The sequence below is a fragment of the Bacillota bacterium genome (assembly GCA_009711825.1).
Lineage (GTDB): Bacteria > Bacillota > Proteinivoracia > UBA4975 > VEMY01 > VEMY01.
In genome coordinates this window covers 25,712-38,578 of sequence record VEMY01000011.1, presented here as the reverse complement: position 1 = coordinate 38,578, position 12,867 = coordinate 25,712, and the positions used below count along the sequence as shown (strand labels likewise).

15 protein-coding genes and 1 tRNA gene are annotated in these 12,867 nt (G+C 48.6%); 14 read left to right on the top strand and 2 right to left on the bottom strand.

The window, feature by feature from the left end; translation table 11 throughout:
- Nucleotides 1–2: 2 nt before the first annotated feature.
- Both FH749_06090 and FH749_06085 read left to right on the top strand, forming a co-directional pair.
- Nucleotides 3–1,025, top strand: a complete 1,023-nt coding sequence (locus FH749_06090; GenBank protein ID MTI95047.1) for a hypothetical protein — start codon at nt 3–5, stop codon at nt 1,023–1,025.
- A gap of 326 nt (nt 1,026–1,351) precedes the next feature.
- Nucleotides 1,352–2,059, top strand: coding sequence for a DUF421 domain-containing protein (locus FH749_06085; GenBank protein ID MTI95046.1), 708 nt, complete (start codon nt 1,352–1,354; stop codon nt 2,057–2,059).
- Between the two features lies 1 nt (nt 2,060).
- Here FH749_06085 and FH749_06080 read toward each other — a convergent pair.
- Both FH749_06080 and FH749_06075 read right to left on the bottom strand, forming a co-directional pair.
- A tRNA-Arg gene (locus FH749_06080) sits at nt 2,061–2,135 on the bottom strand.
- A gap of 63 nt (nt 2,136–2,198) precedes the next feature.
- The gene (locus FH749_06075) at nt 2,199–2,642 is read right to left on the bottom strand and encodes a DMT family transporter (GenBank protein MTI95045.1); all 444 of its coding nucleotides are present in this window, start codon (nt 2,640–2,642) and stop codon (nt 2,199–2,201) included.
- Between the two features lie 84 nt (nt 2,643–2,726).
- Here FH749_06075 and FH749_06070 point away from each other — a divergent pair, with 84 nt between their 5' ends.
- From FH749_06070 to FH749_06015, 12 genes are all read left to right on the top strand, one after another.
- Nucleotides 2,727–3,134 (top strand): OsmC family protein, encoded by a 408-nt coding sequence (locus tag FH749_06070; GenBank protein MTI95044.1) that lies wholly within the window; start codon nt 2,727–2,729, stop codon nt 3,132–3,134.
- Nucleotides 3,130–3,861: a prolipoprotein diacylglyceryl transferase gene (locus FH749_06065; GenBank protein ID MTI95043.1), complete on the top strand. Its 732-nt coding sequence runs from the start codon at nt 3,130–3,132 to the stop codon at nt 3,859–3,861. The genes FH749_06070 and FH749_06065 overlap by 5 nt, the downstream gene beginning before the upstream one ends.
- A complete protein-coding gene (locus FH749_06060; GenBank protein ID MTI95042.1) occupies nt 3,861–4,064 on the top strand; it encodes a heavy-metal-associated domain-containing protein in 204 nt (67 codons plus the stop codon). Before FH749_06065 ends, FH749_06060 begins: the two co-directional genes overlap by 1 nt.
- A 65-nt stretch (nt 4,065–4,129) precedes the next feature.
- Nucleotides 4,130–4,789 carry a cytochrome c biogenesis protein CcdA gene (locus tag FH749_06055; protein ID MTI95041.1) on the top strand — a complete coding sequence of 220 codons (660 nt, stop codon included), beginning with the start codon at nt 4,130–4,132 and terminating at the stop codon, nt 4,787–4,789.
- 17 nt (nt 4,790–4,806) lie between these two features.
- The gene (locus FH749_06050) at nt 4,807–5,256 is read left to right on the top strand and encodes a TlpA family protein disulfide reductase (GenBank protein ID MTI95040.1); all 450 of its coding nucleotides are present in this window, start codon (nt 4,807–4,809) and stop codon (nt 5,254–5,256) included.
- Nucleotides 5,257–5,335: 79 nt separating this feature from the next.
- The gene (locus tag FH749_06045; GenBank protein MTI95039.1) at nt 5,336–6,208 is read left to right on the top strand and encodes a hypothetical protein; all 873 of its coding nucleotides are present in this window, start codon (nt 5,336–5,338) and stop codon (nt 6,206–6,208) included.
- A gap of 360 nt (nt 6,209–6,568) precedes the next feature.
- The gene (gene mraZ / locus FH749_06040) at nt 6,569–6,994 is read left to right on the top strand and encodes a division/cell wall cluster transcriptional repressor MraZ (GenBank protein MTI95038.1); all 426 of its coding nucleotides are present in this window, start codon (nt 6,569–6,571) and stop codon (nt 6,992–6,994) included.
- On the top strand, nt 6,994–7,947 hold the full coding sequence (gene rsmH / locus FH749_06035) for a 16S rRNA (cytosine(1402)-N(4))-methyltransferase RsmH (GenBank protein ID MTI95037.1): 954 nt from the start codon (nt 6,994–6,996) through the stop codon (nt 7,945–7,947). Before mraZ ends, rsmH begins: the two co-directional genes overlap by 1 nt.
- 5 nt (nt 7,948–7,952) lie before the next feature.
- A complete protein-coding gene (locus FH749_06030) occupies nt 7,953–8,312 on the top strand; it encodes a hypothetical protein (GenBank protein ID MTI95036.1) in 360 nt (119 codons plus the stop codon).
- Between the two features lie 12 nt (nt 8,313–8,324).
- On the top strand, nt 8,325–10,421 hold the full coding sequence (locus tag FH749_06025; GenBank protein MTI95035.1) for a PASTA domain-containing protein: 2,097 nt from the start codon (nt 8,325–8,327) through the stop codon (nt 10,419–10,421).
- A 114-nt stretch (nt 10,422–10,535) separates the two neighbouring features.
- Nucleotides 10,536–11,915 (top strand): UDP-N-acetylmuramoyl-tripeptide--D-alanyl-D-alanine ligase, encoded by a 1,380-nt coding sequence (locus FH749_06020; GenBank protein ID MTI95034.1) that lies wholly within the window; start codon nt 10,536–10,538, stop codon nt 11,913–11,915.
- Nucleotides 11,912–12,865 (top strand): phospho-N-acetylmuramoyl-pentapeptide-transferase, encoded by a 954-nt coding sequence (locus tag FH749_06015; GenBank protein MTI95033.1) that lies wholly within the window; start codon nt 11,912–11,914, stop codon nt 12,863–12,865. The genes FH749_06020 and FH749_06015 overlap by 4 nt, the downstream gene beginning before the upstream one ends.
- Nucleotides 12,866–12,867 lie beyond the last annotated feature (2 nt).

The following is a 12,867-nucleotide window of genomic DNA, read 5'->3' as shown; positions in this document are numbered from 1 at the left end:
GTATGTTTGAGTACAGGGGAAATTTGCATGTTCACAGCAGCCAATCAGATGGTAGTTTGGCTGTGGAAAATATAGCTGAACTTGCAGATAAGTTAAATTTGGATTTTGTGGGATTGAATGATCATCACGTGTTTTATGACTGCGACAAATATTTTGGCCGGGTTTTAGTTTTAATGGGGACGGAGTTTAATGACACCCATAATCATTACCTTGCCTATGGCGCCCCCTTGCCCTTAGATGGTAAACAGTTGGCTGCCAAGGAAGTTGTTGACCATGTAGCTACTCAGGGTGGCCTGGGAATTATTGCCCACCCGTTTGAGAAAGGATCGCCTTTGGTCAGCGGCGGCCGTCACTACCCGTGGCGGAATTGGGATATCGAGGCTGTTGCAGTGGAGATTTGGAACTGCACATCGCAGTGGCGGGATGCTATTAAAGGTTGGACGCAGGCTTTAGGGATGTACCTCTTTAATCGCAACCAACCCTTCGCCAGTGGCCCGTGCCCCTTGGCGCTTGAGCGCTGGGACCAGTTGTGCCGCAAGCGACACGTAACCGCTGTTGCCGGCAGTGACCTTCATGGCCCCCGGCTTGGGCGAGGACTGTTTTCGATTGAGGTCCTGGGCTACAAAATGCTCTTGAAGCTGGTGAATAATTATGTGTTGACGGAAAAACAAATGACAGGTGAGGCGCAAGCTGACGCTGAGCTATTATTGAATGCTTTGCGCAGGGGCCGTGTTTACATAGCGGCAGACTATCTCGCTCCAGGGTCAGGGTTTCGTTTTTGGGCCACAAACAGTAAGCGCATAGTCACCATGGGCGACAAACTCAACTCCGCTGGCGCGGAGTTACAGGTTCAAAGTCCTGCCCCAGCGAGGTTGGATTTATTGCGCAATGGCGAGCGCATACTTAGTTGCCGTGGAACTGAGTTAAACTATTGCGCTCTCGGTCCCGGAGTATACCGGGTTGAGGCGTTTATAGGACATTCCGAAAGGCCCTGGGTGTACACGAATCCGATTTATCTCGATTAAATTAAAAGAGCAGGCGTTGGGCCTACTCTCCAGGGAAAAACTCCATGTCATGGCTTAGTTTTGTGTGCCGGGAAGGACTTCGTTTTGACTCTGCCTTACGAATTGGTTCGACAAATTCTTCAGCGAATTCTTCATCACTGTACCGTAAACCAATGTCCTTACGGGGACGATAACGGGCATATTTACTCTTATACATACACAGCCCTCCTTATGGGTTTGGACTTAGTATGTGCATAATCGCCAATCCTATGACTTAGGTTATTTTTCTGCCGGCGTGGGTACACTTAGACTAAAATGTCTGCGGCGGTGATGTTGTGAGCAGAGAAATTTTAATTATGTTTTTCCGGACAGTTGTCCTCTACTCTTCGGTGTTATTCATGATGCGTCTAATGGGGAAAAGGGAAGTAGGCCAGCTGTCCCTCTTTGATTTGGTTGTGGCGATTATGATTGCCGAATTGGCGGCGATTCCCATGGAAGACACAAGCAAGCCGTTAATTAATGGCTTGCTACCAATTGCTACTTTGGTGCTGATGGAGATAACCCTGTCGTTTATAACCTTAAAAAGCCGTCGTGCACAGGCGATTATTGAAGGCACGCCCAGTATTATTGTCGAACGAGGCCGGATCATCGAAGCGGAAATGCGGCGACTCAGGTACGCTGTTGATGATTTAATATCTCAGCTGCGACAACAGGGCATTCATAATCTTGAGGATGTTGAATATGCAATATTGGAGACAAATGGGAAATTGAGCGTGATTCTTAAGTCTGATCGTCGACCCGTAACGCCCCGGGATATAGGGCTCAACCCCGGCTATGAGGGGTTGCCGATGCCTTTAGTTGTTGATGGCGAACTGCAGACCGAAAACTTGGCCAGGGCTGACAAAACCGTGCAGTGGCTGGAACAGGGTTTAATAAAAGAGGCAAATTGCACAATTAATGAAACTATCTATGCCGTCCTCGACACCAACGGCAAATTATACGTTTACAAAAAGGGAGAAACAAAAAAAACGCCGACTGGCGTTGAAAAAAACTAGATGGTGCGCCTACCAGGACTCGAACCTGGGCTCCCGGCTCCGGAGGCCGGTGCTCTATCCTCTGAGCTATAGGCGCATTTGACAGTCGTAAGCGACATCACTTATTATAACAATAGCAAGCAGCAAAAGCAAGAACCAATTATTTATTAATCGTAAGCCGGGCGCCGATTAACATTAAGGCAACTCCCACCAATCGAACCCATGATATGGGGATTCTTTCCAATGTAAAAATCCCCAGATGGTCTAAGACCACCGCTGTTGTCAATTGACCGATAAGAATTGCACTGATTCCCAATGTGGCGCCGGTCCTGGCAATCGCATAGGCGACACCGCCGATAATAGCGACGTTGAGAATCCCACCTGCATATGCCCAGAGGGGAACGTTTTTAAACTCCTCCAATCTGGGAAACCCGGTGACTGCAATGACTACAAATAAACTGAGGATTGTGCCGACCACATGTACTATCAGCGACATCGGTCCAACACCTATTCGTTTTGAAAGCGCGGAATTGATGGTCCCCTGAAAAGTCATCGCCATACCACTGGCGGCAGCCACCAATAGCGGTACAAGAAAGCCCAGCATATTACCACCCCTTAAATAAACTGTTGTTAGTATTGGCCTTTTGCAGCGGGAATATTTTATAGTTTTAATAAGGAGGAATTGTAAATGAAAGTAAATTTGACCCTAAAGAATGACAATATTTTTGAAGCCACTAATGAGCGGGGTATTACTATCGACCTGGGCGCGGGTATTGAGTCCGGTCCTTCGCCAATGGAAGTGTTGCTGATGGCCGTTGGCGGCTGTTCAGGCATCGATGTGCTCTCTACTTTAAAAAAAATGCGCCAGCCAATCTCAGGTCTGAAGATTTCTGTGGCAGGGACCAGGCGGGATGAGCATCCAAGATACTTTACTGAGGTGCAAGTGACCTACAAGCTTTCCGGAGATCTGGAAAGCGCAAAGGTTCAACGGGCGATAGAATTATCCCTGGACAAATATTGCTCAGTATCTAACATGATTGAACCCAAAGCAAAAGTAAGCTATAAATATGAAATCATTGGAGGCGATTCTAATTAACCCGATTGCTTTTGAGCTGGGGCCATTGCGGGTGCATTGGTACGGCATCATAATCGCTGTCGCGGTGGCCATTGGCTTGCTTGTTGCGCGGCGACTGGGCAAACGCTTTGACTACCCTGCTGGGATTTTTGAGGATTTTCTAATTTACGTTTTGCCTGTCGCTTTAATCGGTGCCAGATTATACTATGTTGCCTTCAACTGGGCGCCCTATGCGGCAGACCCTGCAAGAATTATCGCCGTATGGGAAGGCGGGCTCGCCATCCATGGAGCAGTGCTGGCAGCCATACTGGTCGCCCTTTGGTTTTGCCGCCGCCGAAACATGGATTTCTTCCGCTTTGTCGATATTGCAGCGGGACCATTGATTTTAGGTCAGGCAATCGGCCGGTGGGCAAATTATGTAAATCAGGAGGCATATGGAACGCCAACGGATCTTCCCTGGGCCATGTATATTGCCGGAGAATACAGGCATCCAACCTTTCTCTATGAGTCACTGTGGAATCTGCTGATTTTTGGTATACTGGTCTGGTATCTGCGCAAGCAGCCCCAGCCCGGCCGGGTCTTTGCCATGTATCTTATTGGTTACTCAATTGGCCGTTTTTTTATTGAGGGATTGCGCACAGACAGTCTGATGCTTGGGCCGTTGAGGATTGCCCAGGTAATTAGTATTGCCTTTATTTTGATTGGTATCGGCTATTTTGTTTACACAAAAAGACGGAGGGAAGTCTAATGAAAGAAATTACTTTAAACATTGAGGGCATGAGCTGCAATCATTGCAAACAGGCTTTGGAGACCGCGATTGGTCAATTGGATGGCGTCGAATCGGTGGAAATTGATTTGACCGCCAATACTGCCCAGATTAGGATTGACGATGACAGCCGGATAGAAGAAATTAAGCAAACCGTGACTGAAGCGGGATACTCCGTCAAATAAGTCTTGACGCTGTCTAAGCTTTAGTGATACACTATACCCACTAGGGGTATAGGAGATGATACTTTATGAGCATACCGGCGGCCTTTTTGGCTGGGATTATCGCGTTTTTGTCCCCTTGTGTGTTGCCGTTGTTGCCGGTGTATCTGGCGTTTTTGGGTGGGGGAGGCAACCAATCCCGAAAGCAATTGGCGATAAACATTTTGTTTTTCACCTTGGGTTTTTCGCTTGTGTTTACGGCTCTGGGAGCAGGAGCCACAGCTGTCGGCAGGTTGTTATTTGATATTCAGCCAATCCTTATCAGGGTGGCGGGTATTGTTCTGGTTATTTTTGGCTTGCAAATGTTGGGCTTTTTACAGTTTAAAGCCTTAAGCCACCACCTGGGAATAAATATCCGACCTGCTCGGAGTAAAATTGGTTACTTTCTGTTCGGTGTTACCCTGGCCTTGGGGTGGACTCCATGTATCGGCATAATGCTTGCTTCGATACTGATGTTGGCCGGCAGTCAGGAAACAGTTTATCAGGGCATGCTGCTTTTATTCGTTTTCTCTTTGGGATTTGCAGTACCGTTTTATGCAATCGGTCTCGTCTTTGGGACTGACGGGTTTGGCGTGAAATCACGCCGTGCGGCATTTTGGATTCAGCGTATCGCTGGCGTCGTTTTGCTAATCATGGGCGTACTGTTGTTTTTTAACCTCTGGCAGGTTATCCAGGGTTTGTTTATCTAAACAGGAGGTGGGGCTTTATGCGGAAAGCTATTTTGCTATTTGTGCTTATGTCTTTGGCGGTAAGCGCCGGATGTGCCGCTACTTCAGATAATACCGGCGACTTACCTGAATTCATTGATTCTGCAGACTTGGACCTTCGAAATCTTAACGGCAAGCATATCCTTTATTTCTGGCAGGCATCTTGTCCCCCCTGTGTAGATAAATTGCCGGAGTTGAATGAACTGGTTACCCAACTGCCGGAAGACGTTAAGTTGCTCTTGGTTAACAACCGCGATTCCCAGTCCAGGATGGAGCGCGTACTGGCCGGATATGAGCACCTCACAGTATACAGAAATGGCAATGATATTTTTCAAGCCTATCAGATACGCTATACACCGACATATGTCTTTTTAGATGCAGATGGTGCCGAATACCATCAGCATGTCGGGCCAATTGAAAATAGCGAGATTCTCGATTTGATTAGTTAGGGCAGGCCGTGCGGCCTGTCTTTTGTTTGTTCTAATTTAAACTCCTGGGCAATAAAATTGCACTGGGGAGGGAATAGACATGTCTGGGAAATACTTTTTTCTGGTGTTGTTCCTCAGTAAAAACAGGCGCTTGCTATGGACACTTGCTGTTTTGCTGGGTATTGTTCTTGCCGTTTGGCTCTTAGTTTCGTTCACGAACTTTTTGGTCGCCACCATGGGCCAGGAAGCAGATTTGCCATTTACCGTAGTCTATCAAGATCCGACATGGAAAAGCCAGGTTGAAGATCAGTCATTGCCTCAGTTTTTCGTTGCCGGCGGAATAAGTTATGATGAGGAAATTCTAGTTGAAGGGTGGGGACTTGCCCGGGAGACCCTGGTGCCGGTCGATTACTTTAATGACTTGGGGATCCATGTCTTGCATGGACGAATTGAGCGGGTTAGTTATAGCGACCAACGTCTAAATATTTACATTAACCAAGCCGATGCGGGCTATCAGATGGCAACAATATCAAAGAAACATTTCACAGAAGGCGATTTGCAGGTGGTGTTTGTTGACGAAAAGGGTGTTCCGCTGGCTTATGAAGAAGAATACATCTATTCTGTACCGGTCGAGTATGTTGTGCTGCAGCAAGAGGAGAAGGCGGTAAAGACAGTGTTTATGGAAGTTATTGATGCTGGCGCTTTGGAAGCTGCAACCGGTAGCGATTTGCAGTATGCTGCTGTCCAACCGTATCTGAATGACGACTATTTGGTGCTTTGGGTCCAAGGTGGAACAGTTTCAATTGCCCAGCGTCAGCAAAACACCCTGCGCCTGTATATGAATACAGGTTCTACCACTCAGGTATTGGCTTTCCAACGGGAACAACTGGCCTCGGGCCAGGTCACAGTCCGTCTGATTGATTCAGAAGACCTGAGTTTAAAGGAGCAAATTGACATCCTCAATAATAATTAATAATAGAGGATTGAACTTTTGGAGAAAACTAATTACAACTTACCGAACGGAAAGGGGCTGTTTCCGGTGCAGAAACCAGAGCTGGTGGAGTTTTTATGTTTGAATTGTGGTTTGCAAGGACTACACACAGCGACGACGGCGGTTGAGCAATGTCCCAAATGCGATGAAAAATTACTGACATTATCCAGACCACAGCCCGAGGAAGTTGTTCTGTAAACAATACGATCATTTTAGTTTTCATATTTAGCTTAAAACGGCTTAAAAAGTCGTTTTTTTTTTGTTGTTAGCAGGATTTTGGAGGCGGGGGGAGAATAGTAAAGGTAAAGTGGTGGAAAGTGGTGGACAGTGGGGGGTGGGCACATGTTTTTAGGTGAATATCAACATAGCATTGATGACAAAGGTCGTTTAATTATGCCTGCCCGTTTCCGTGAACAACTGGGTGAGAAATTTATTATCACCCGTGGCCTTGACGGCTGTTTGTTCGTGTACGAACAGTCAGAATGGTCCAAACTGGCACAAGAAGTGCGGGACTTGCCTTTGGCCAAGAAAGATGCCCGAACTTTCAGTCGGATGCTGTTTTCCGGTGCGGTTGAATGTGAATGTGACAAACAGGGCAGGGTTTCAATACCCTGTTCTCTACGCGAGTATGCAAAAATAGACCGGGAAGTGGTTACCATAGGGGTGTCCACCCGTATAGAAATCTGGGCCCATGAACGTTGGGAGGAATTTAATTCTGATGCCGGGGACAAATTTGAAGAATTGGCCGAAAAACTGGAGGGTTTTTAATGGCTGCTGATTTTTCCCACTTACCGGTACTGCAGGACGAGGTTATTTCTTTTATCAAACAAACGCCGATGCGAACTGTTGTGGACTGCACCCTTGGCGGCGGCGGTCACACCTTGTCAATTTTGGAAGCTGCCAGCGCGGAAAGGGTGATTGGAATTGATCAGGATTCCGAGGCCCTGGCAGCGGCCCAGGCCCGGCTCAAGCAATTTGATAATATTGAGTTTGTAAAAAGTAATTTTGGTGATTTGAGGCAGGTGTTGGCAGATTATCAAGCTCCAATTGATGCATTTTTGTTTGACCTTGGTGTTTCGTCTTGGCAATTAGACAGCGCCCAGCGGGGTTTTAGTTATCAGCATAGCGCTCCTCTGGACATGCGCATGGACCAAGACTCTGCTTTAACTGCCCGGGAAATAGTCAATAATTGGTCTCAACAGGAGCTGACCAGGATTTTTCGAGAATTTGGCGAGGAACGTTGGGCATCTCGAATCGCACAATTTATTGTGGAAAGGCGCAATAATCGGGAGATTGTAACCACAGCCGATTTAGTTGAAATAATTAAGGCGGCAATCCCTGCCGCAGCCCGCAGGAAAGGTGGGCATCCTGGACGGCGAGTGTTTCAGGCCTTGCGAATCGCAGTTAATGGGGAGCTGGATAGTTTAGCGGCCGGTTTAGAGGCGGCAATAGATTTGCTGGCGCCGGGTGGAAGAATTATCGTGATTTCTTACCATTCTTTAGAGGACAGGATTGTCAAACGGTTGTTTCGGGAGCAGGCCGAGCCCTGCCGCTGTCCCAAAGAGATACCTGTATGCGTTTGTGGAACTTTGCCGGTGGTACGGGTTGTAAATCGCAAACCAGTTGTTCCAGAGTCCCAGGAGATTGAGTTAAATCCCCGGGCCAGAAGCGCCAAACTGCGGGTTGCCGAAAAGCTCAGTTCTAAAGAAAATCGGGGGTGAATAGCATGGTAGTAGCAAAACGGGCACATGTAAACGTTCCACAGTTTCCAAGACATCAACCTCAGCCCCGAAGGCATGTGCGGCCCAAAAATAAGCTGGATGTACAATTGCTGTATAAAGTAATTACCAGCTTGATAATTGTTGGCCTCGCATTACTTGTGGTATACCGATACGGAGTTATCACACAAAACAATTTTGAAATTCGTCAATTACGGCAAATACGATCCACTCTGGTTGATGAACAGCACCATTTGGAGATACGAATTGCTCAATTGACCAGTTTAGAGCGTCTCGAGTCTATTGCCAGAAGCGAGATGGGATTAAATGACCCGCGCCCGGAGCAAATCAAATTTTTGGATCAGTAAAGTGAGGGATTTATGGTGGGGAACAGGGTCTCATATGTAATGGTCCGAAAAAGACTGCTGGTTTCCTTTGCAGTCTTTGCTTTTTTTCTCACGTCGATGGTAGGCCGCGTGGGCTGGCTGCAATTTGTTCGCGGGCCGGAATTGCAGGGGTTGGCGGTGGAGCAATGGAATAGGCGGCTTACTGTGCAGCCCCAACGGGGAAGAATTTTTGACCGCAACGGCAATTTGTTGGCCGGGAGCGCCACAGCGGAGTCAATTGTGGCTATTCCTGCGGATTTGGGAGACATTGAAGAAACTGCGCGTCTGTTGGCGCCAATTTTGGAGATGAGCGAGGAGTCTTTAATTTCCCGGATGGAAATGAATATGTTTGAGGTTTTTTTAAAGCGAAAGGTAGAAGATGAAGTTGCCCAGGCCGTAAAGGAATTACGGTTACCGGGTATAAGAACCACGATTGAAAGTAAACGTTTTTACCCCCGTGGCAATTTGGCCAGTCATGTCCTGGGATTCGCCGGTGTTGACGAGGGGCTTGAAGGAATAGAGGTTTATTATGAAGAGGAACTGAAGGGCAAACCCGGTTATATAATTTTCGAGTCAGATGCCCGTGGCCGTGAACTACCCGACAGTGTTCAAGCATATCTGGACCCCATAAACGGATATGACCTGGTGTTGACAATCGATGAGGTTATTCAGCATATTGCCGAGCGGGAATTGGATAAGGCCATGGAGGAGTTTGCGCCCAAAGCGGCCGGTGTCTTGGCTGTGAATCCTCAAACAGGCGAAGTGCTTGCCCTTGCGGCACGGCCTGATTTTTACCCTGAACGTTACGGGGACTTTCCCGCTTCCAGCTGGCGAAATCCGCTAATTGCCGATGCTTTTGAGCCCGGCTCCACATTTAAAATTGTCACAATGTCTGCCGCCCTGGAAGAAAATGAAGTGAGTTTACATGATGGTTATTTCTGTAGTGGCGGTATAACAGTATCCGGAACAACGCTCCATTGCTGGCATAGCGGCCATGGGTCCCAGTCCATTCCGGAAGTGGTGTGGAATTCCTGTAACCCGGGCTTTGTGTCCTTTGGCCTCCGATTGGGAAAGGAACGGCTGTTTAATTATATCCACGGTTTCGGATTTGGTTCCCGAACAGGCATTGATCTGTATGGAGAAGCAACGGGAATTTTGTTTAATGTAAATACAATGAGCAATGTGGATCTGGGCGTAACAGCATTTGGCCAGGGCAACGCCGTAACGCCAATTCAGCAGGTGATGGCTGCCGCGGCGGTTGCCAACGGCGGTAAGCTTATGCGGCCGTATCTGGCCAAAGAATTTCGGGATGAGGATGGAAACGTCGTTCAAACTACAGAACCGGAGGTTATCAGGCAAGTGATCTCTTCCGACACTGCGTACGAGGTTACGACGGTGCTTGCCGACGGTGTGGGGGTTGGTTCAGGTCGCTTTGCCGCTGTGGAGGGTTATCGGGTGGCAGGTAAAACTGGCACTGCCCAGAAGATCTCTCCCGACGGTGGTTACCTTGCCGGTCGTTACATGATGTCTTATGTTGGTTTCGCCCCGGCAGAAGACCCGCAAATTGCATTATACGTTATGATTGATGAACCGACACGGGGGCCCCAATGGGGCGGTCAGACGGCAGGGCCGGTGTTTAGGGATATTGTCTCCGAAGTGATGCGCTATTGGAATATACCGCCCGACACTGAATTGCCGCGTCCGGAAATCCCCAGTCAGGCAGTTGTGCCCAATCTGGTTAATTTGACAATTCCAGAGGCACAGGAACGTTTAGAGGTGGAAGGGTTCAATCTGCGCATTGAGGGCGATGGCGAATTGATAATTGCCCAGACGCCAAAGCCGGGAGCAACCGTGCCCATTGAAACGACGATTGTTATTTATACCGGTGGGGCCGGCGATCTGGCTGAAGATGAAGTGACTGTGCCCAGTGTGCTGGGCCTGTCCATGCGGGAAGCTGGCGAGCTCTTTGCGTTGCTGAGCCTGCGAATGGAAGCTTTGGGCAGCGGTATTGCTGTGGAGCAATCTCCCCAGCCCGGGGCCCGGGTAAAGAGTGGTGAAAAAATTCAGGTGAAGTTTGCCCACCCTGATTAACTGGACTGTAATCGGGAACAATGCGGGATAAACATTGATGCAGCCTGAGGCTAAATGTATTATAATGAACAGGTGCTTTAATGTTTGTTAGTAAACGTTGTGAGGGTGAGCATAGTGAATATTCAGGTTTCAACTTTGGCTGCTGTCGTTAATGGTCGCTTGATGGGCGGCGATCCCCTGGCTGCTGTTACCAGCGCATGTATCGACAGTAGAAAAGTGGCGCCCGGCAGTTTGTTTGTCGCCTTTAAAGGAGAAAATACTGATGGGCACCTTTATCTGGAAGATTGCCTGGGCCGGGGCGCCGTAGCGGCATTGGTCGAAAAAGCAGTCGAAGCCCCCGAAGGGTTGGCAGTTATTCATGTACAAAATACATTGATTGCTCTGCAAGAGCTGGCCGCTTGGTGGCGGCGTCGCTTTGCGCTCCAGGCAATAGGGGTCACCGGTAGCAGCGGCAAAACTACAACCAAAGAACTCATAGCAGCCGTTGTCGAGGCTGGATTTACTACCATAAAGACTTTGGGAAATCACAATAATGAAATCGGCTTGCCTTTGCGTATGTTAGATCTCGACGAGAAGCATCAGGTGGCTGTTTTAGAAATGGGTATGGATGCCCGTGGCCAGATTGCCAGATTATGCGAGATCAGCCAGCCGGGAATCGGGGTCATAACAAATATTGGCGACTCCCATCTGGAAAAGCTGGGCTCCCGGGAAAATATTCGTCTGGCAAAGATGGAACTGGCCCACAATCTTACCGAGCCAAAGATTTTAATCGTCAATGGCGATGATCCTTTCCTACGCGATTATGCCTTGGATACGGCTTCAGATTGGACAGCCTTGACCTATGGATTTGGACGCGGCAATAACTTTCGGGCCGGAGAAGTTAAGGAAGGCCCGCGTGGGGTCGATTTTACTGTTTTCTGGGACGATAAGTGTATTGACGTCTCTGTCCCCATGCCGGGTGATCACAATGTCCTCAACGCACTGGCGGCATTTACAGTAGGCATTCAGTTAGGTATGGAGCCGGCGACAATTGTTCGGGGGTTGGAAACTGCCCGGAACGCCGCCGGTCGGCTGAACATCAAACATGTGGGAGAACTTACAGTAATTGACGACTCATATAATTCCAATCCTGATTCAGTGCGGGCCGCGTTTAAAGTTTTACTCCGGCAGCCAGGCAAGCGTCATGTAGCTTTTGTCGGCGATATGTTGGAGCTGGGCTCGTCCACAGAAACCAGCCATTATCAAATGGGGCAAATTGCTGCAAATCTGGGCATAGATTTACTTGTTGCCGTTGGCGACTGGTCCGAGACTGTGGCCACCGGTGCGCTGGCAGCAGGATTGGATGCCGGACAGATTCAAACATATACCGACAGCAGGGCCGCTAGCGCGGCGTTGGCTATGTTGAAGCCAGATGATGTAGTGCTTTTTAAGGGGTCCCGCGGCATTCAAATGGAAACCCTTGTCGCTCTGCTGGAAAATGGAGGACAAAAATGACACTTGAATTGACATTACTGATTTCTGCATTTGTCGCTTCTTTACTTTTGGGTTGGTTGATAATACCACTTTTGCGGCGTTTGAAGATCGGCCAGACTATTCGGGATGTTGGACCGCGCACCCACCTGTCCAAGGCAGGAACACCAACCATGGGCGGACTAATTTTTGCGCTTGTCGCATTAATTTTGGGTTTCGTTTTTTTGCCTCGTGAACCTGCAGGTTTTGTGGCTTTATTTGCAACCCTAGGCTTTGCCGCCGTTGGGTTTGCCGATGACTATTTAAAGGTGGTGCTCAAACAGTCGCTTGGGCTAAAGGCCAGATTTAAGCTCGGTGGACAATTCTTGGTGGTCGCCTTCGTTTATCTGGCGCTGCGCAATCTGGGTGTTGAACATGTGGTGAACATACCTGGAGTGGGCGCTCTGGAGTTGGGTCTTTTTTACCCCCTCTTTATTACAGTCGTTTTTGTCGGGACATCGAATGCAGTTAATCTTACCGATGGCGTGGATGGTCTTGCCGGTGGCACCGCTGTGATTGTCCTCTCCGCCCAGGCGTTGCTGGCCGCGCTCCAGGGGCAGACCGATGTAAGTATATTTGCCCTGCTTCTGGCCGGCAGCATTTTAGGGTATTTGGTGTTTAATCTGCATCCCGCCCGTGTGATTATGGGAGATACCGGAGCCTTGGGTATAGGTGGCGCCATCGCCGCGATTGCTGTTCTCACCGGCACCGAATTGTTATTAGTGCTTTTAGGCGGAGTCTTCGTGCTGGTGACCTTATCGGTAATCATACAGGTAGCAAGCTTTAAGCTCACTGGGCGTAGGGTTTTCTTGATGAGCCCGCTTCATCATCATTTTGAACTTCTGGGCTGGAGTGAGTGGAAAATTTGTCTGGTCTTCTGGTCGTTTCAGCTGGTATTCGCTGGCTTAGCTATATTAATCTGGTTTATTACCTGACA

What these genes read in the sequence shown, in the direction of transcription:
- FH749_06090 (MTI95047.1), top strand. Translation starts at nt 3, where the DNA reads ATGTTTGAGTACAGGGGAAATTTGCATGTTCACAGCAGCCAATCAGAT.
- FH749_06075 (MTI95045.1), bottom strand. Translation starts at nt 2,642, where the DNA reads ATGCTGGGCTTTCTTGTACCGCTATTGGTGGCTGCCGCCAGTGGTATG.
- FH749_06070 (MTI95044.1), top strand. Translation starts at nt 2,727, where the DNA reads ATGAAAGTAAATTTGACCCTAAAGAATGACAATATTTTTGAAGCCACT.
- FH749_06060 (MTI95042.1), top strand. Translation starts at nt 3,861, where the DNA reads ATGAAAGAAATTACTTTAAACATTGAGGGCATGAGCTGCAATCATTGC.
- FH749_06055 (MTI95041.1), top strand. Translation starts at nt 4,130, where the DNA reads ATGAGCATACCGGCGGCCTTTTTGGCTGGGATTATCGCGTTTTTGTCC.
- FH749_06050 (MTI95040.1), top strand. Translation starts at nt 4,807, where the DNA reads ATGCGGAAAGCTATTTTGCTATTTGTGCTTATGTCTTTGGCGGTAAGC.
- FH749_06045 (MTI95039.1), top strand. Translation starts at nt 5,336, where the DNA reads ATGTCTGGGAAATACTTTTTTCTGGTGTTGTTCCTCAGTAAAAACAGG.
- mraZ (MTI95038.1), top strand. Translation starts at nt 6,569, where the DNA reads ATGTTTTTAGGTGAATATCAACATAGCATTGATGACAAAGGTCGTTTA.
- rsmH (MTI95037.1), top strand. Translation starts at nt 6,994, where the DNA reads ATGGCTGCTGATTTTTCCCACTTACCGGTACTGCAGGACGAGGTTATT.
- FH749_06030 (MTI95036.1), top strand. Translation starts at nt 7,953, where the DNA reads ATGGTAGTAGCAAAACGGGCACATGTAAACGTTCCACAGTTTCCAAGA.
- FH749_06025 (MTI95035.1), top strand. Translation starts at nt 8,325, where the DNA reads ATGGTGGGGAACAGGGTCTCATATGTAATGGTCCGAAAAAGACTGCTG.
- FH749_06015 (MTI95033.1), top strand. Translation starts at nt 11,912, where the DNA reads ATGACACTTGAATTGACATTACTGATTTCTGCATTTGTCGCTTCTTTA.